Annotated in this window: 24 protein-coding genes; 11 read left to right on the top strand and 13 right to left on the bottom strand. The window is 63.1% G+C overall.

Annotated features, from left to right (window positions below; genetic code table 11):
* Positions 1–160 precede the first annotated feature (160 nt).
* The 10 genes from LRA89_RS18660 to LRA89_RS18615 are packed head-to-tail and all read right to left on the bottom strand — an operon-like array spanning position 161 to position 7,388.
* Positions 161–1,051, bottom strand: coding sequence for an MBL fold metallo-hydrolase (locus LRA89_RS18660; protein ID WP_230772475.1), 891 nt, complete (start codon positions 1,049–1,051; stop codon positions 161–163).
* 20 nt (positions 1,052–1,071) lie between these two features.
* Positions 1,072–1,662, bottom strand: coding sequence for a DsbA family protein (locus LRA89_RS18655; RefSeq protein ID WP_230772474.1), 591 nt, complete (start codon positions 1,660–1,662; stop codon positions 1,072–1,074).
* Between the two features lie 53 nt (positions 1,663–1,715).
* A complete protein-coding gene (locus tag LRA89_RS18650) occupies positions 1,716–2,342 on the bottom strand; it encodes a DsbA family protein (RefSeq protein ID WP_230772473.1) in 627 nt (208 codons plus the stop codon).
* The gene (locus LRA89_RS18645) at positions 2,339–3,118 is read right to left on the bottom strand and encodes a TlpA disulfide reductase family protein (RefSeq protein WP_230772472.1); all 780 of its coding nucleotides are present in this window, start codon (positions 3,116–3,118) and stop codon (positions 2,339–2,341) included. The genes LRA89_RS18650 and LRA89_RS18645 overlap by 4 nt, the downstream gene beginning before the upstream one ends.
* Positions 3,119–3,147: 29 nt before the next feature.
* On the bottom strand, positions 3,148–3,930 hold the full coding sequence (locus LRA89_RS18640) for a sulfite exporter TauE/SafE family protein (protein ID WP_159513085.1): 783 nt from the start codon (positions 3,928–3,930) through the stop codon (positions 3,148–3,150).
* A complete protein-coding gene (locus LRA89_RS18635) occupies positions 3,927–5,159 on the bottom strand; it encodes an NAD(P)/FAD-dependent oxidoreductase (protein WP_230772471.1) in 1,233 nt (410 codons plus the stop codon). Before LRA89_RS18635 ends, LRA89_RS18640 begins: the two co-directional genes overlap by 4 nt.
* Positions 5,156–5,590, bottom strand: coding sequence for a TIGR01244 family sulfur transferase (locus tag LRA89_RS18630; RefSeq protein WP_230772470.1), 435 nt, complete (start codon positions 5,588–5,590; stop codon positions 5,156–5,158). The genes LRA89_RS18635 and LRA89_RS18630 overlap by 4 nt, the downstream gene beginning before the upstream one ends.
* 18 nt (positions 5,591–5,608) lie before the next feature.
* Positions 5,609–6,034 (bottom strand): DUF6691 family protein, encoded by a 426-nt coding sequence (locus LRA89_RS18625; RefSeq protein WP_230772469.1) that lies wholly within the window; start codon positions 6,032–6,034, stop codon positions 5,609–5,611.
* Entirely contained in the window at positions 6,034–6,471 is a 438-nt protein-coding gene (locus LRA89_RS18620; RefSeq protein WP_230772468.1) for a YeeE/YedE family protein, read from the bottom strand. The genes LRA89_RS18625 and LRA89_RS18620 overlap by 1 nt, the downstream gene beginning before the upstream one ends.
* A complete protein-coding gene (locus LRA89_RS18615) occupies positions 6,471–7,388 on the bottom strand; it encodes an MBL fold metallo-hydrolase (RefSeq protein WP_230772467.1) in 918 nt (305 codons plus the stop codon). The genes LRA89_RS18620 and LRA89_RS18615 overlap by 1 nt, the downstream gene beginning before the upstream one ends.
* 85 nt (positions 7,389–7,473) lie before the next feature.
* Here LRA89_RS18615 and LRA89_RS18610 point away from each other — a divergent pair, with 85 nt between their 5' ends.
* The 9 genes from LRA89_RS18610 (at position 7,474) to arsH (ending at position 13,033) form a co-directional block, all read left to right on the top strand.
* Positions 7,474–8,097: a peroxiredoxin gene (locus LRA89_RS18610; protein ID WP_230772481.1), complete on the top strand. Its 624-nt coding sequence runs from the start codon at positions 7,474–7,476 to the stop codon at positions 8,095–8,097.
* Positions 8,094–8,504, top strand: coding sequence for an ArsR/SmtB family transcription factor (locus LRA89_RS18605; protein ID WP_230772466.1), 411 nt, complete (start codon positions 8,094–8,096; stop codon positions 8,502–8,504). The genes LRA89_RS18610 and LRA89_RS18605 overlap by 4 nt, the downstream gene beginning before the upstream one ends.
* A 28-nt stretch (positions 8,505–8,532) precedes the next feature.
* Positions 8,533–9,078, top strand: a complete 546-nt coding sequence (locus LRA89_RS18600; RefSeq protein WP_443025017.1) for a DsrE family protein — start codon at positions 8,533–8,535, stop codon at positions 9,076–9,078.
* Between the two features lie 401 nt (positions 9,079–9,479).
* Positions 9,480–9,812: an ArsR/SmtB family transcription factor gene (locus LRA89_RS18595; protein WP_230772464.1), complete on the top strand. Its 333-nt coding sequence runs from the start codon at positions 9,480–9,482 to the stop codon at positions 9,810–9,812.
* 12 nt (positions 9,813–9,824) lie between these two features.
* Entirely contained in the window at positions 9,825–10,253 is a 429-nt protein-coding gene (arsC, locus tag LRA89_RS18590) for an arsenate reductase (glutaredoxin) (RefSeq protein WP_230772463.1), read from the top strand.
* Positions 10,253–11,539 (top strand): arsenic transporter, encoded by a 1,287-nt coding sequence (locus tag LRA89_RS18585; protein WP_230772462.1) that lies wholly within the window; start codon positions 10,253–10,255, stop codon positions 11,537–11,539. Before arsC ends, LRA89_RS18585 begins: the two co-directional genes overlap by 1 nt.
* Positions 11,536–11,859, top strand: coding sequence for a YnfA family protein (locus tag LRA89_RS18580; RefSeq protein ID WP_202096634.1), 324 nt, complete (start codon positions 11,536–11,538; stop codon positions 11,857–11,859). The genes LRA89_RS18585 and LRA89_RS18580 overlap by 4 nt, the downstream gene beginning before the upstream one ends.
* On the top strand, positions 11,856–12,290 hold the full coding sequence (gene arsN2 / locus LRA89_RS18575; protein ID WP_230772461.1) for an arsenic resistance N-acetyltransferase ArsN2: 435 nt from the start codon (positions 11,856–11,858) through the stop codon (positions 12,288–12,290). Before LRA89_RS18580 ends, arsN2 begins: the two co-directional genes overlap by 4 nt.
* Positions 12,290–13,033, top strand: coding sequence for an arsenical resistance protein ArsH (gene arsH, locus LRA89_RS18570; protein ID WP_230772460.1), 744 nt, complete (start codon positions 12,290–12,292; stop codon positions 13,031–13,033). Before arsN2 ends, arsH begins: the two co-directional genes overlap by 1 nt.
* A 3-nt stretch (positions 13,034–13,036) precedes the next feature.
* Here the strand turns inward: arsH and LRA89_RS18565 are convergent, their stop codons facing one another.
* Positions 13,037–13,444 carry a MerR family transcriptional regulator gene (locus LRA89_RS18565; protein ID WP_230772458.1) on the bottom strand — a complete coding sequence of 136 codons (408 nt, stop codon included), beginning with the start codon at positions 13,442–13,444 and terminating at the stop codon, positions 13,037–13,039.
* Positions 13,445–13,507: 63 nt separating this feature from the next.
* Between LRA89_RS18565 and LRA89_RS18560 the strand changes: the two genes are divergently transcribed.
* Together LRA89_RS18560 and LRA89_RS18555 are read left to right on the top strand one after the other, a co-directional pair.
* Positions 13,508–14,275, top strand: coding sequence for a glutaredoxin (locus LRA89_RS18560; RefSeq protein WP_230772457.1), 768 nt, complete (start codon positions 13,508–13,510; stop codon positions 14,273–14,275).
* A gap of 422 nt (positions 14,276–14,697) precedes the next feature.
* Complete coding sequence (locus LRA89_RS18555; protein ID WP_056025225.1) at positions 14,698–14,901, top strand: hypothetical protein; 204 nt, start codon at positions 14,698–14,700, stop codon at positions 14,899–14,901.
* Positions 14,902–14,935: 34 nt separating this feature from the next.
* Here the strand turns inward: LRA89_RS18555 and LRA89_RS18550 are convergent, their stop codons facing one another.
* Positions 14,936–15,376, bottom strand: a complete 441-nt coding sequence (locus LRA89_RS18550; protein WP_230772456.1) for a DUF411 domain-containing protein — start codon at positions 15,374–15,376, stop codon at positions 14,936–14,938.
* A 60-nt stretch (positions 15,377–15,436) separates the two neighbouring features.
* Entirely contained in the window at positions 15,437–15,811 is a 375-nt protein-coding gene (locus LRA89_RS18545) for a DUF305 domain-containing protein (RefSeq protein ID WP_093330623.1), read from the bottom strand.
* Between the last annotated feature and the right edge of the window lie 44 nt (positions 15,812–15,855).

Raw genomic sequence — 15,855 nt, 5'->3', positions numbered from 1 at the left:
CGGCATACAACCTTCAGCTGCTCGCCCGGCAGGCCGCGGCGGCCTGATACGCGGCGTATCCCCGGTGGCCGGCGTCACCAGCCATCCGCCACGCCGATTTCGCCCAGGCCTTTTTCAACGGTCTCGTTCGGTTGTGAAACTTGAAACAGCGAGGACTGAGCTATGAAGCAACAGGCTCAAACCGGTTCAAAGGCACTTTGAGAAACGCCGTCCCACATTCGTCGGCATCTGGCAGTCGGCCGCCACGTATGTTCACCTGAAGCGCGGTGAGCATCAGGTCGGGTAGTGGGAGCGATGCGTCGCGTTTCTCGCGGGTCGCGACGAACTCGGCTTCGTCGATGCCATTGTGAACATGGATGTTGTCGCGACGCTGATCGGCGACGGTCGAGCGACCAAGTACGTCCCGACTATCCTTGCCATAGTCATGCCCGACATAAGTTGCGGTTTCGGGTGGCAGATCGAGGATGGCGCGGATCGAGCGCCACAGCGCATGAGCATCACCACCCGGGAAGTCTGCCCGGCTTGTGCCGCTATCGGGAACCATCAGCGTGTCGTGAACGAACGCGGCGTCACCGACGACATAAGTGATCGAAGCGAGCGTATGGCCCGGCGACAGCATGACATGAGCATCGAGGGTGCCGATCCGGAAACACTCGCCATCCGCAAACAACCGGTCCCACTGGGTGCCGTCTACGGCGAGATCGGGCAGGCAGTAAATGTCCCGCCACAGCTTCTGCACTTCCACGACCTTGTTGCCGATCGCGGTTTTGCCACCGGTCTTGCCGGCAAGGTACGGAACGGCTGAAAAATGATCGGCGTGTGGGTGGGTGTCGAGCACCCATTCGACGTTCAGTCCTTTCTCGCGCACATAGTCGAGGATCAGATCGGCGTTGCGGGTTGCGATCGCACCAGCTCGCGGATCAAAATCTAGAACCGGGTCGATGATCGCGGCCGTCTTCGTAGTGTCGTCGACAACAACATATTGGAAGCTGCCTGTGTGTTCGTCATGGAGCGACGCAACGGTCATGCCATCGTGGTTATACTCGATCATGTTTGCATCCTCTCGCTCTGTTAGCTTTCCGTCCGCGCCCGCGCGAACAACCGTTCAAAATCACCCGCTTCGATCGCGCCCATCACCAGCATACGTCCGGCAAGAAAGCCTGGGGTGCCGGCCAAGCCAATCGAATAGGCTTCTTGGCCGTTCGCGCGCAGACGCGCGGCGACAGCCTGTCCATGCGCAGCAAGCCAGGTCGTCGCGCGCAGCCAGTCCCCGCCAGCGCCGGTGACAATGTCCCTGAGCATGTCGTCGTCGATCATACGACTGTCGGTCATCAGCTGGCGATGAACGGCCGGGTAGATGCCCTGTTCGGCACAGGCGAGCGCAACGCTCGCGGCGCGTTCGGACGGCGGACCGAAGATCGGCCAGTCCTTGTAGATGACCCGAACCTTGCCATCGCGTCGCACCGCCTTTTCCAATGCGGGGAAGGCGTGACGACAGGCCGGGCAACGATAATCGGTGAACACGGCAAGTCGCAGCGTGGCATTGGCAGGGCCGTATTCAGGCGAACCGCTGCCCGCCAGAAGCAGGTCAGCGGTCGGATCAACATCGCGACCGATTGGCGCTGTGCGTCGCAGCACCTGTCCGACTGCCCAGCCAGTCACGACGACAGCTCCAAGCCCGACCGCCTGCCTGCGATTGAGTGGCCCTGGCATCTTCAGCGCGCCTGAGGCTTGCTGCGCGCCGTTGCGACAAGCCGGCGTAGCGTCGGCAGGTCGACCGCGCCGGCCACCACTTGCGAGCCGACGATCAGCGCCGGTGTTCCGTTGAACCCGATCGCTTGAGCGATGGCGTTGGTGCGTGCGAGAAGCGCATCAATTTCTGCGCCGCGCGTCTTCAGATCGCGTTGCAGACGTGGCCAGTCCACCTTGGCTTTCGCGGCAGCGGCCTTGATCCCGGCACTGTCGAGCCGTGCCGGCGAGGTCAGCAACGCCTCATTAAAAGCGGCATGTTTGCCCTGCCACTGGCTTGCGACTGCAGCCCGTGCGGCTTCCCGGGATGCAGGGCCAAAGATCGGCCAGTCACGATAAACGATCCGTACCTTCGGATCGGCCGCGACAAGCGCGTTCAGCACCGGCTCCATTCGCCGGCAATAGGGGCAATTATAGTCGGAAAATTCAACGACGGTGACGTCATAGGCTTGGCCGACACGTTTCGGAGCAACGGGATCGTCTACGACCGCCTTGCGCGACAGATCAGGTTGCTGTGCGACTGCTGGCATTGTCGGCACGGCGACGGCGAGCAACGCCAGAAAGCTGCGAGAGAGAAGGTTGCGTCGGTTCATCGGTGTTTCCTTGCCATATCGATCCCATCAGCGAGGGCGGCGCGTGACAGCTCGCCGAGCTGAAGCTGCACGATCGTGCCGTCCGCAGCGACGAAGGCGGTTGCGGGATAACCAGCCACCTCGAAGGCTTGGGAAAGCCCACGGGCAGGATCGAGCGCGACATTGCTCACGCCGATGCCTTCACGGGTAAGAAACCCGGTCACGATTGCTGGAGCTTCACCCTGATCTGCGAGCAGGATCGGCACATCCCGATTGCGCGTTGCCGCGGCGTCGAGCATCGGCAGCTCGCGCTGGCACGGCCCGCACCATGTCGCCCATAGATTGACCACGAAGGGGCGGCCTCGGAAACGTGCAAGCGGGAGAGGAGCGCCGGACGGCGTCGTCAACGTTAAATGATAGGGGAAGGGGCCATATGTCACGGGCGGGACAAGCACCTGGAGCGTGAACCACAGGCCACCCGCTATCGCCAATGCCCCCCAGCCCACCGCCAAGGCGCGTGTTCGGCCAAGCTGGAAGGCTAGCATCGCGGCAGCACCAATGATGCCGGCGATGGGGGAGAAGCCCCCCTGCCAGACTGCGAAAATGGATAGGGGAGCTTCGACGTAGCTCGCCCAATGCGCCGCGACATAGCTGATCCGCGCCGCCACCAGTCCAGCGACGATGGCACTGGTTGCGACCGTGGACACTCGCGGGAAGCGGAACCGCCCTGCCAAGGTTGTCAGCCCCAGGAACACGACGATGCATAGCACCGCCAGTCCGCGGTCGACCGCCATCATGAGCGGTCCGATGGCAATCGCGCTTCTCATCAGAGAAACGCGCCTGCGCTCTTCCAGAGCATGTAAGCTGCCACGACGAAGATCAGCACCGCGAAGACGGTGGTAAGCGTTCCGCCCGAGCCAAGGCGCTTGGCGATGCGTGTGCCAATCAACCCGCCGACGACCCCGCCGCCAATGAAAACGAAGGCAAGCGGCCAGTCGACCAGCCCGGAGAATGCATAATTAGCGGCGGTCGTCAGGCCGAAGGCGGTGACAGCAATCAACGACGTGCCGACCGCGTTGAGGATCGGCATACCCGTTGATCCGATCAGGCCCGGAACGATCAGAAAGCCACCTCCGATGCCGAAAAAGCCTGAAAACAAGCCCGTCCCAAGGCCGTAGCCCAGCACCTTGGGTGCCTTCTCCCGGTTACATTCCGCGCCGGGATTACCTGCATCACCCCGCCCGCGAAGCATCAGGACGCCGACGACGACCATGACGAGCGCGAACAGAAAGAGCAGCTTGCCGCCATCGACGGCCTTGCCGACGGTGGACCCCAACAGCGCACCGATGACGCCCGCTGTGGCGTACATGCCCCCGCACCGCCATTTTACGGTATGAGCCTTGGCATGACCGATCAGACCGGTTGCGGCATTGGCTGCCACGGCAAACGCACTCGTGCCGATGGCAAGGTGCGCATCGGGCACGCGCACCAGATACACCATCAGCGGTACGGCGAGGATCGAGCCCCCGCCGCCTACGAGGCCAAGGGTAAATCCGACCAGGCTGCCCGAAAGGGCGCCAAGCAGATACTGGATCGGTTCGAGAGTCATGCTGCCTTGCCGATTTCATGCGGGGCGGCCATCCACTCGCGGCCCTTCAGCATGCCCTGCCAGTAGATCGGGGGAAGCATCCGCTCCTTCAGGAACCAGGCGGCGCGCGTGGGCCGCGTTCCGTCCAGCAGCCAGGATGGGAAGCTGGGCAGCAGCTTTCCGCCATAGCCGAACTCGGCGAGGACGATCTTACCGCGTTCGACCGTGAGCGGGCATGAGCCGTAACCATTATAGTCGGCAACGGGGGGTCTGCCGTCGAGCGCGGCCAACGCGTTGACCGCGACCACGGGCGCCTGGATGCGAGCAGCAGCGGCGGTCTTGGCGTTGCTGGTGCCAGCGGCATCGCCAAGACCAAAGATGTTTTCAAATCGCTTGTGCCGCAGCGTAGTCTCGTCGACCTCGACGAAGCCGCTCGCAGCCGCGAGCGGGCTATTTGCGACGACCGCATGTGACACCTGAGGTGGCACGACATGGAGCATGTCAAACGGGCGTTCGATCCGCTCGGAGACGCCGTCCTGCTTGCGCTCGAACGTGGCGACACGACGATCGGCGTCGACCGCGACCAGGTTGGACTCGAGCCTGAGATCGATGCCGTACTTCTCGACATATTCCATCAGCGCCGGGACGTAGGTCGGGACCCCGAACAGGGCTGCGCCGGCATTATGGAACTCGACGTCGATAGCCGGGAGAACGCCGCTATCGCGCCAGATGTCGCAGGAGAGATACATCGCTTTCTGCGGTGCGCCGGCGCACTTGATTGGCATGGGTGGCTGTGAGAACAGCGCCCGCCCCTGCTGCAATTCCTTGACGAGCTGGTAGGTGTAGGGTGCCAGATCGTAGCGATAGTTGGAGGTGACACCGTTGCGGCCAAGGGCTTCTGGTAGCCCCTCGATCTTCTCCCACGCCAAGCGTAGCCCGGGCGCTACAATCAAGACGTGATAATCAATGGAGCTTCCGTCTCCGAGCTGGATCGCGTGGCGGTCGGGGTCGATGGTGATCGCGGGCAACCGTATCCACCGGACGCCCTTAGGCATCACATCGGCTTCGGCCTTCCGGGTTTGCTCGGGCGTGAAGACGCCGGCTCCGACCATCGTCCAACCAGGCTGGTAATAGTGGTCCGTCGCGGGATCGACGACCGCGATCGTCACCTTGGCGTTGCGCTTCAGAATGCTGGAGGCGGTCGCGATGCCGGCGGCACCGCCCCCAATGATGACGATGTCGTAGGTCATTGATCAGCCCTTTCGGAACGGCGCTTCAGCGCAGGCGTGAGATCGGCAAGGTCGTACCCGGCTGCCTTTGCCTGGCCGATGATCGTCGTCGGGTCGGCGCGATCGGCCTCGGCCAATGCCCACAATGTCGCCGCGCGCGTCCCGCTGCGGCAGAAGCCGAGCGTCGGCTGTGGCAGCGTGGCCAGCGCCTCCTTCATGCGATCCGCATCGGCTTCAGTCGCTTTGCCCGGTACGATTGGAACATGCGCAAACGCGAGCCCGTGTTCCCTGGCCAATCGAGCCATTACTTCCGCGCTTGGCTGGCCCGCCTCCTCGCCGTCCGGGCGGCTTGAGATGATCGAGCGATATCCTGCCTGCGCGGCAGCGGCGAGGTCGGCTTGCGTCAGCTGGGGGGCGGCAGAGAAGGACGAGGTGATCTGCTTGAAAGCCATGTGATGTCTCCTGTCTGATCAGGCCGAACGGCGGGAAGTGAATGCAAAGCGGTGGACGGCAGCGCCGAGGGCCATTGCAGCGATGAAGATCAGTGCCGGCAGAGGCTGGATCGCCAGTGCGGCAATGGCGGGACCTGGGCACAATCCGACGATGCCCCAGCCTATACCGAACAAGGCCGCACCGCCGATGAGGCGCCGGTCGATCGGCGAGGTGGCGGGCGTGTGAAATTGTTCGGCCGCAATCGGGGTCGAGCGACGCCGCACGACGAACCACGCTATCGCCATTGGCAGAATTGCGCCCGCCATGACGAACGCCAAGGTCGGGTCCCACGCGCCGGTGACATCGAGGAACGCCCGCACGCGCGCCGGATCGATCATTCCCGAGACGGCAAGGCCGGCGCCGAACAGCGTCCCGCTGGCGAGTGAAATGAGGTTCTGGCGCATCACAGTAGTACCCCGGACAGACGCATGATCGTGACCGTGACGACGCCGGTTGCCATGAACGTAGCGGTCGCGGCGATGGACCGGGGCGACAGGCGAGACAGGCCGCATACGCCGTGACCACTGGTGCACCCGGACCCGAGCCGTGTTCCGATACCGACGATCAGACCGGCGACGGCGATCAGCGAAAGCGATGTCGGAAAGCTGGCCTTCACGCCTAAGCTGGCTGCAACAATACCCGCGCCCAAAGGCAGACCGGCGGTGAAAAACAGCGCGATTGCCAATGGTGGGCCTCCAGTGGAAAGACCCAAAATCCTTGCGAACATGCCGCTGACTCCGGCGATGCGGCCGTTTCCGAGCAGCATGATCGCCGCGGCGACACCGATCATCAACCCGCCGATGAAGCCTTCGAATGGCATGGCATGGGGAAAGCCCGGCATCACAGCGCATCCAGCGGAATCTTGAGGTAGCGGGTGCCGTTGGCTTCCGGCTCCGGCAGATGACCACCGCGCATGTTCACCTGGATCGAGGGCAGGATGAGCTTGGGCATCGACAAGGTGGCGTCGCGACTGGTCCGCATCGCGACGAAGTCGTCTTCGCTGACCCCTTCGTGGACATGGACGTTGCCGACACGCTGAGCGCCTACAGTTGTTTCCCAGACATATTCGTCGCGGCCCACCGCCTTGTAGTCGTGGCAGAGGAATAGGCGCGTCTCGTCCGGCAGCTGCATGAGCCGGCGGATCGAGCGGAATAGCTGGCGTGCGTCGCCACCAGGAAAGTCTGCCCGCGCGGTGCCGTAATCGGGCATGAAGAGCGTATCGCCGGTGAAGACCGCGTCGCCGATGGCATAGGCCATGTCCGCCGGCGTATGGCCGGGCACGTGCAGCGCAATGGCGTCGATGTTGCCGATGGCAAAGCGGTCGCCGTCCTCGAACAGCCGGTCGAACTCCGAGCCATCGCGCTCGAAGTCGGTGCCAGCGTTGAAGATTTTGCCAAATACGTTCTGGACCCGGATGATCTCACGACCAATCGCGAGCTGCCCGCCAAGCGCCTGCTGAAGATAGGGTGCCGCGGACAGGTGATCGGCATGTGCATGGGTTTCCAACAGCCAATCGACCGTCAGTCCCTGATCCCGCACGTAAGCGATCACTGCGTCCGCCGACGCGGTTTTGGTCCGGCCCGCCGCGGCGTCAAAATCGAGGACGCTGTCGACGATCGCAGCCTTTTTCGTCGCCGCGTCCCAAACGACGTAGGTCGCTGTGTTGGTAGGCTCGTCAAAGAAGGACTGAACGACCGGCGATCCGGCCGTTTTTGCGCGTCTGATCTGGGCGTTGGCTTCGCTCAAAACCGGGTCCATAACCATCTCCGTTTAATCAACCTCACGATTTATGTAGTTGTGTAAACATATTGCGTCAATGGGGTGTTCGTGCCATTTGAAAGAAATGGAAATGATGGATGCGAACATGCCGCGCTCGCTGCGCATCGGGGATGCAGCCCCGAACTTCACCGCCCGCACCACGCAGGGCGAAATTGCGCTCGATCAGTATCGTGGGCGCTGGGTTGTGTTCTTCTCGCACCCTGCCGACTTCACGCCGGTTTGCACGAGCGAGTTCGTGGCCTTGGCTAAAGCGGCCCCTCAATTTGAGGAGCTGGATTGCGTGCTGCTCGGGTTGTCGGTCGACAGCCTCTATTCGCACGTCGCGTGGATGCGGGCGATCAAGGATGTCTTCGGCGTAGAGGTGCCATTTCCGGTGATCGAGGATCCCTCGATGGCGGTGGGTTATGCGTACGGGATGCTCGACAATCAGGCCGGCGATGCCTCAACTGTGCGCGCGACCTACTTCATCGATCCTGAAGGCATCATCCGCGCGCTTAGCTGGTATCCGATGAATGTTGGTCGGTCTGTCGACGAGATGCTGCGCACCGTAAGGGCATTGCAGCGTGCAGCTGATGGCGAGGCTTATACGCCCGCTGACTGGCAGCCGGGCGACGACGTGCTGCTGCCTCCTGCCTTGCCGGGGAGCGCGGGAGCCGACTGGTTTCACCAGACAAAGGCCGACCGGTGACGGCGATACACCAGTCCCGCGCGCTCGCCGACGTTGCAGTCGAGAAGCTGCGCGTGTTCGCGCAGCCTCAGCGGCTTATGATTTTGTCCTATCTATTAGGCGGCGAACGGCAGGTAGCGGACATTGAGGCCGCCACGGGCGTGACTCAACCGGCGCTCAGCCAGCAGCTTGCCGAACTGCGGCGCGCCGATCTGGTGAAGACCAGGCGGGAGGCGAAGCAGGTTCACTACCGTCTCGCCGACGATGCAGCCGCGCTGTGCGTGAGAACCCTCGAGGCAATGTTCGGAGCCGACGATCTGTCGCCTCCCCAAACAGCCCCCGTCCCCCGCCCAGTGCGACCGCGCGAGACGCCGTCCGTAGTTCGACCGCAAAACATTGGTGCGGCCGTTTTTGCGAAAGTTGGCTGATCATTTTGGCTAAAGAAGGAAAAAGCGGATGCGTACGTCAATCATTGCTCTTGCAGGATGCTTGTCACTTATGAGCAGCGTCAATGCTTCAGCCGGCGTGCCTAGGCAGGCGGTGATAGTGGGATATGGCGCGATCACACCCATCGAAGGTGCTGCGGAACGGCCTGATCGCAAGTTGCGCTATCGCGTGCTGTTCAATGTGACCAAGGCCGCGGCAACGCCGGATAAGATCAATCCATCTCTGGAGAAGGTCGCCCGCTTCCTGAACCTGCTAGGCAACGACGGCGTTCGTCCAGAACAAGGCGATGTCGTCGTGATTGTCCACGGTGCGGCGACGCCCATCGTCACCGAAGATCGCGCCTATGCGACAAAAACCGGAGTAGCTGCGAACCCTAACCTTGTCTTGATTGAGGCGTTGAAAAAGGCGGGCGTGTCCGTTCGGGTATGCAGCCAGGCTCTTATCGGAAACGGGATCGACCCCGCTACGGTAGGAAAGAATGTCGAAACTGACGTGTCTGCGCTGACGACTATGGCGACGTTGCAGCTGCGTGGTTGGGCACTGATCCCTGACTGACCACGCCAACACGTTTCCTGTTTCGTCATTCTAGTCCGTAACACTGCTGGTGTCATAACCGGTCGGTCGGTTTCGACGCTGCAGACCCGAACACGGTTTTCCAGAGATTTGCGTGTGTCAGAACCCCGGTTTAAAATGTCCGCTTCCAAGATGAGCAACTTGCCTCGGCTACGACCGCCTTTGGGTCGCTAGCTGCCGTCCAGAGAACGGTCGTTTCAATGAGCGCGGTCCACAGGGTTTCCGTTGCTCCACAAGCCCTACTTTACCGAAGAACCCGCTCATGTTCTGGAGCGAGTCACGGCACCAGATCCATTCGCGACGCGTCAAGCTTAGCGTACGGTTCGACTGTCGTGTCACCAGACCCGACTAGCTCACCTCAATATATCCGCTATGCTGGATATATGGAAAGCGATTCGGCCATCTCCGCTTTGAGCGCGCTCGCACAAGCGACGCGCCTTGACGTCTTCCGTTTGTTGGTGCGGCATGAACCGGACGGCATGGCAGCAGGCGACATCGCTCGTCAGCTCGACGTGCCACAGAACACCATGTCCGCACACCTCGGCATTCTCTCGCGCGCGAGTCTCGTGCGATCCGAACGACGCAGCCGTTCGATCATCTATCGCGCCGACTTGGACGGACTGCGGGCGCTCACCCTGTTCCTCGTCAAGGACTGCTGCGCCGGCAATGCCGCGCTGTGCGCGCCGCTCGTCGCCGAACTCACCCCCTGCTGCTGAAAGGACGCTCTCATGGCCGTCGATATCGTCATTTATCACAACCCCGAGTGCGGCACGTCCCGCAACACCCTCGGCATAATCCGCAATGCGGGGATCGAGCCGCACATCATCGAGTATCTGAAGACCCCGCCTGCGCGCGCGCTGCTCGTTGAGCTGATCGACCGCGCCGGCATCTCGCCGCGAGATCTGCTGCGCGAAAAGGGAACACCCTATGCGGCGCTGGGTCTGGACAACACGTCACTGTCTAACGACGCGCTGGTAGACGCGATGATGACACACCCGGTCCTCATCAACCGCCCCCTGGTCGTCTCGCCGCTCGGCGTGAAGCTCTGCCGGCCTTCGGAGGCAGTTCTTGATCTGCTGCCAGCGGATCAGCTCGGAGCGTTCGCCAAGGAAGACGGCCAGCAAGTGGTTGGTGTATCGGGTCAGCGCGTCGCCTAATGCTCCTAGCTGTCCTGATCTTCGTCGCCACGATCGCGCTCGTCATCTGGCAGCCCAAAGGCCTCGGCATCGGATGGAGTGCAATGGGCGGGGCCGTCGTAGCGCTGCTCTCAGGCGTCGTTACGCTGTCCGACGTACCGGTGGTGTGGGGTATCGTCTGGAACGCGACCACCGCATTCGTCGCGATCATCGTCATAAGCCTACTGCTCGATGAGGCCGGGTTCTTCGAATGGGCGGCGTTGCACGTTGCGCGCTGGGGCAGGGGGCACGGTCGCCGGCTGTTCGTCCTGATAGTCCTGCTGGGCGCGGCGGTGTCTGCGCTGTTCGCCAACGACGGCGCGGCGCTGATCCTGACGCCGATCGTCATCGCCATGCTGCGCGCGCTGGGCTTCCAGGACAAGGCAACGCTGGCGTTCGTCATGGCGGCCGGCTTTATCGCCGACACGGCAAGTTTGCCGCTGGTCGTCTCCAACCTCGTCAACATCGTGTCGGCTGACTTCTTCGAAGTCGGCTTCGGTGAATATGCCTCCGTGATGGTGCCGGTTGATCTGGTGTCGATCGCCGCCACGCTGGGCGCACTCATGCTGTTCTTCCGCCGTGACATTCCACAAGCCTATGATGTCGGAGCGCTGCGCGCGCCCCATGAGGCTATTCGTGATGCCGCGACCTTCCGCGCCGGGTGGGTTGTCCTGGCGCTCCTGCTCGCCGGCTTCTTCCTGCTCGAGCCCCTCGGCGTGCCGGTAAGCGCAGTTGCCGCTGCCGGCGCGATCCTGCTGCTGGTGATCGCCGGGCGCGGCCATGTAATCGAGACACGGAAGGTGCTGCGAGGCGCGCCATGGCAGGTCGTGATTTTCTCGCTTGGCATGTACCTGGTCGTCTACGGCTTGCGGAACGCCGGCCTGACCGATCACCTCGCCGCGCTGCTCGATCGCACGGCACAAGGCGGTGTGTGGGGTGCGGCCTTCGGAACGGGCATCATCGCGGCCATCCTCTCGTCGGTGATGAACAACATGCCGACCGTGCTGGTCGGGGCGCTGTCGATCGACGCGACCCATGCCACGGGCGCGGTCAAGGAGGCGATGATCTACGCCAACGTGATCGGGTGCGACCTCGGCCCTAAGCTCACTCCGATCGGCTCGCTCGCGACGCTCCTGTGGCTTCACGTCCTGGGCCAAAAGGGCATTCGGATCGGATGGGGCTATTACTTTCGCGTAGGCGTCACACTGACCGTTCCGGTGCTGCTGGTCACGCTCGGCGCCTTGGCATTGAGGATCGCCATCGGATGACAGCTCTGATCTATATCGGCGCGGCACTAGCCGAAATTGCCGGTTGCTTCGCATTCTGGGCCTGGCTCCGGATGGGCAAGGCGCCCCTCTGGCTGATCCCTGGCATTGCTTCCCTGATCCTGTTCGCGTGGCTTCTGACCCGAGTGGACAGCGATGCAGCGGGGCGGGCCTATGCCGCTTACGGCGGCATCTACATCTGCGCATCTTTGCTCTGGCTGTGGAGCGTTGAGGGGGTCCGGCCCGATCGTTGGGACGTAGGAGGCGCCGCCCTTTGCCTCGTCGGGACCTGTGTGATCCTGCTCGGGCCACGCGGCGCATGACGGTGCTGATCGCCACGCGTCTCCGACCGGACGAGTTGGGGGAACTTGCGCGGCTCCTCGACGCCGCCAGCCTGCCCAGCGCCGATCTTGCGGAGCCCGATCGCATATTCTTCCGGTTCGGCGTCGACCACATCGTTGGCTATGGCGGCCTGGAAGGTGAGGGCACCGACCGCCTGCTTCGCTCCGTCGTCGTCCTCCCCGATTGCCGGGGTCTGGGCGTTGGCCGCGCCATGGTCGCGGCGCTCGAAAAAGAAGCGCGCGAACTCGGCGTGCAGCGTCTCCACCTGCTGACCACGACCGCGGCGCCGTTCTTCTCCGCGATGGGCTATGCCGCTGCCGATCGGGATGCGGCACCTACAACGATCGCCGATTCGCGCGAGTTCGCCTCGCTCTGCCCCGCCTCGGCGGATTACCTCGTGAAAGCTCTTTGATGCCGCTTCGCACCCTTACAGATTCGGACGTGCTGCCGGCGCTAGATCCGGCCTATATCCGCTCTCGCCCTGGCGAAGGCCTCGGACCGATCGAGCCAGCCCCCCGCATCCTGCTGCTTTATGGATCGCTGCGCGAGCGGTCGTTCTCCCGCCTTGCGGCGGAAGAAGCCGCGCGCCTGCTGCACGTGTTCGGCGCCGAAACACGCATCTTCGATCCCTCTACGCTGCCGCTACCCGACCAGGTGGCCGGGGACGATCATCCGGCCGTTCACGAGTTGCGCGAGCTGTCGTTGTGGTCGGAGGGTCAGGTCTGGTGCAGTCCGGAGCGGCACGGCCAGATCACCGGCATCATGAAGGCGCAAATCGACCATCTGCCGCTGGAAATGAAGGGCATGCGCCCGACGCAGGGACGCACGTTAGCCGTGATGCAGGTGTCCGGCGGATCGCAGTCGTTCAACGCGGTCAACACCCTGCGCCTGCTCGGCCGCTGGATGCGCATGTTCACGATCCCAAACCAGTCGTCCGTCGCCATGGCTTACAAGGAGTTCGACGAAGCGGGACGCATGAAGCCGTCAAGCTACTATGACCGCATCGTCGACGTGATGGAGGAGCTGGTGCGCTTCACCGTTCTGATGCGTCCCCATGCGGTTCAGCTCGTCGATCGTTATTCGGAGCGCAAGCAAGCCGGCGTGCCGGTCGACGTGGCTACCGACCTGTCGAGCATCGCCATCGCGCGCGCTTGACGCTCAAGCGTGATCGAACGCTTGAAGAATGGGGCACGGCCCGGCTGACCCGCTTCCGCACTCTCTCGCGAGGTGGCGAAGGGAGGCGCGCACCCGCTCAAGTTCCTGGATCTTGGCGTCCAACGCCGCAATCCGCTCATTGGCAAGCTCGCGCGCGCGGGCGCGATCGTCGGTTGCGTCGAGCGCTAGCAGTTCGCCGATCTGCTCCAACGTGAACCCGGCTGCCTGCGCCGATCGGATAAACCGGAGGCGGCGCACGTCATCGATTCCATAGCGGCGAATACTGCCGCTCGCGCCGGAGCCTTGCGGCCGGTCTGGCGTATCGAGCAAACCTCGGCGCTGATAGTAGCGTACGGTTTCGACACCGACGTCTCCTTCACGCGCGAAACCCGCAATTGTCAGCGCCGCCATGCCTTGACTCCGTACTACGGTACGGACCCTATATAGGCTCCGCGAACAGGACGGAGAAGTGAGATGGCGACCGCGGCGCCCAAGAAAGCGACGATCTATCGTATGGTGATGCCTGCGCACACCTGCCCTTATGGTTTGAAGGCCAAGGATCTGCTGCGGCGGCAAGGTTACGAGGTCGAGGATCACTGGCTGCGCACGCGCGAGGAGACGGACGCGTTCAAAGCGGAGCACGGCGTGAAGACCACGCCGCAAACCTTCATCGGGGGTGAGCGCGTAGGAGGCTTTGACGATCTGCGCCGCTTCTTCGGCAAGGCGGTGCGCGATCCCAAGGCCGTCACATACCGGCCCGTAGTCGCGGTGTTCGCCATGACCGCGCTGATGGCGCTGGCGGCGAGCTACGCCGCCTTCGGCGCGCCGTTCACGGTTCGCGCCGGGGAATGGTTCATCGCCTTCTCGATGTGCGTGCTCGCCATGCTGAAGCTCCAGAACGTTGAGAGCTTCTCGAGCATGTTCCTCAACTACGATCTGCTCGCCAAGCGCTGGGTGCCGTATTCCTACGTCTATCCCTACGCGGAAGGTGCTGCGGGCGTGCTGATGGCCGCTGGCGTGCTCACCTGGCTGTCGGTGCCGATCGCCCTCGTCATCGGGACGATCGGTGCGGTGTCCGTCATCAAGGCGGTCTATGTCGACAAGCGCGAACTCAAGTGCGCCTGCGTGGGCGGAGATAGCAACGTACCCCTCGGCTTCCTCTCGCTGACCGAGAACGTGATGATGGTCGCCATGGCGCTTTGGATGGTAGTCGCCCCGGCTGCGCTCTCGATGCCGCACTGAGCCGTTGACTTCAGGACTAAAAGGCTGCCGGTAGCCAGCGTGAAATTCGGATCTCGTCCTTTTGTCAGCGTCTTTCGCACGGCCGTCCTGGCCGTGCTTGCGATGATGCTGCTCGTCCGGTTGGGGCCGATCTGCGAGGCCAGTGCCCAAGCCGCTCCGATCGCCTCGGCAATGGCTGGGTGCGAGGAAAAGAACCCTTCGGCGCCGGACAAGAAGGCACCGCAACCAGCCTGCGCGACGCCCTGCATCGCCGTCCCGGGGGAAGCTCTGGCGAGTGCAGAGCCGTTATTCTCATTCCCGATCGCCGCCTGGCCGTCGCCGGCCCCTGTCATGAATGGGTGGCTGATACCGACCGCCACTCCACCTCCACGAGCCGTGTGACCCTCCAACAGGTTTCACACATTCAATCGACGGAGATTTTAATGACCAAGTTCAAGCTGATCGGCGCAGCGCTGGCGCTCGCCCTTCCGACCGCAGCCTTCGCGGCCGGGTCCTGCTGCGCCGACATGGCGTGCTGCAAAGACGGTGCCGATTGCTGCAAGGACGGCAAGGGCGATTGCTGCAAGGACATGAAGAAGGGCGGCGATCATGCCGGTCACGACATGTCCGGAATGCCCAAGAAGTAAGCTGAGGAGGGAGGCGTCTGCGCCTCCCTCCTTTTCAGTGGTGGGCGAACACCTTGCGTCCACCAGGTCCGAACGCAACGACGTCGTAGGGCTGGGCCTTCATGCCCGGCATCTCCATGCCCGGCGAGCCCATCGGCATCCCGGCAACGGCGAGCCCCGTCACACCCTTCGCGTGCGTTGCCAGAGCCCGCTTCATGTCGGCGATCGGCACATGACCCTCGAAAGTCATGCCGTCGATGATGGCCGTGTGGCACGAGGCCAAGTCCGCGGGCACGCCCCGGGCCTTCATGAACGCGGGCCGGTTCGCGTTATCAACGACGCGGACCGCCCGACCGAACTGAGCCTTCACCTGCTGCGCCCACTTCTCGCAACATGGGCAGCCCGGATCGCGGTGCATCAGCACCGGCCCGGCAGCCACGGCTGCGACCGGCATGGCGAACGCTGCAACAGCGGCGAGAAGGCGGATGCGGGTCATGTCTATTCCTAGATGGTCGCCCCACCACAGGCAAACCCTGCGGTGGGGGGGGGGGGCCGATCACTGTGCAGCCTTGCCGTGCGCCCGCAGCCAGGCGTTCAGCTCGCCGACTTCCTTGTTCTGCTCGGCGATCGTCTTGGTCGCCATCTGGCGGACCTTTGCGTCCTTGGTTTCGCGCAACACTATCTGCGACATGGCAATGCCACCGCGATGATGCTCGACCATTTTGCGGACCCAGGTCTCGGTCGCATCAGCGCCCATGGCCGACATCATCTTCTGATGCATCTGCATTTCAGAGGGCGGATAGGGGTTCGCCGGCGTCGGCTTCATCATCTGACCGTGGTTCATGCCCGAATGATCCATGCCCTGCATCTGGGCGATGGCCGGAGCGGCGCCGAGCGCGGCCGCGAAGGCCAAAACAGTCATCTTCTTCATCGTGTCTCTCCTGGGTAAACGCCCCCGCCCACAGGAGAGATACG

Origin of the sequence: Sphingomonas sp. Leaf4 (genome assembly GCF_920939515.1) — a bacterium.
Lineage (GTDB): Bacteria > Pseudomonadota > Alphaproteobacteria > Sphingomonadales > Sphingomonadaceae > Sphingomonas.
This window is presented reverse-complemented; position numbering and strand designations above follow the sequence as displayed.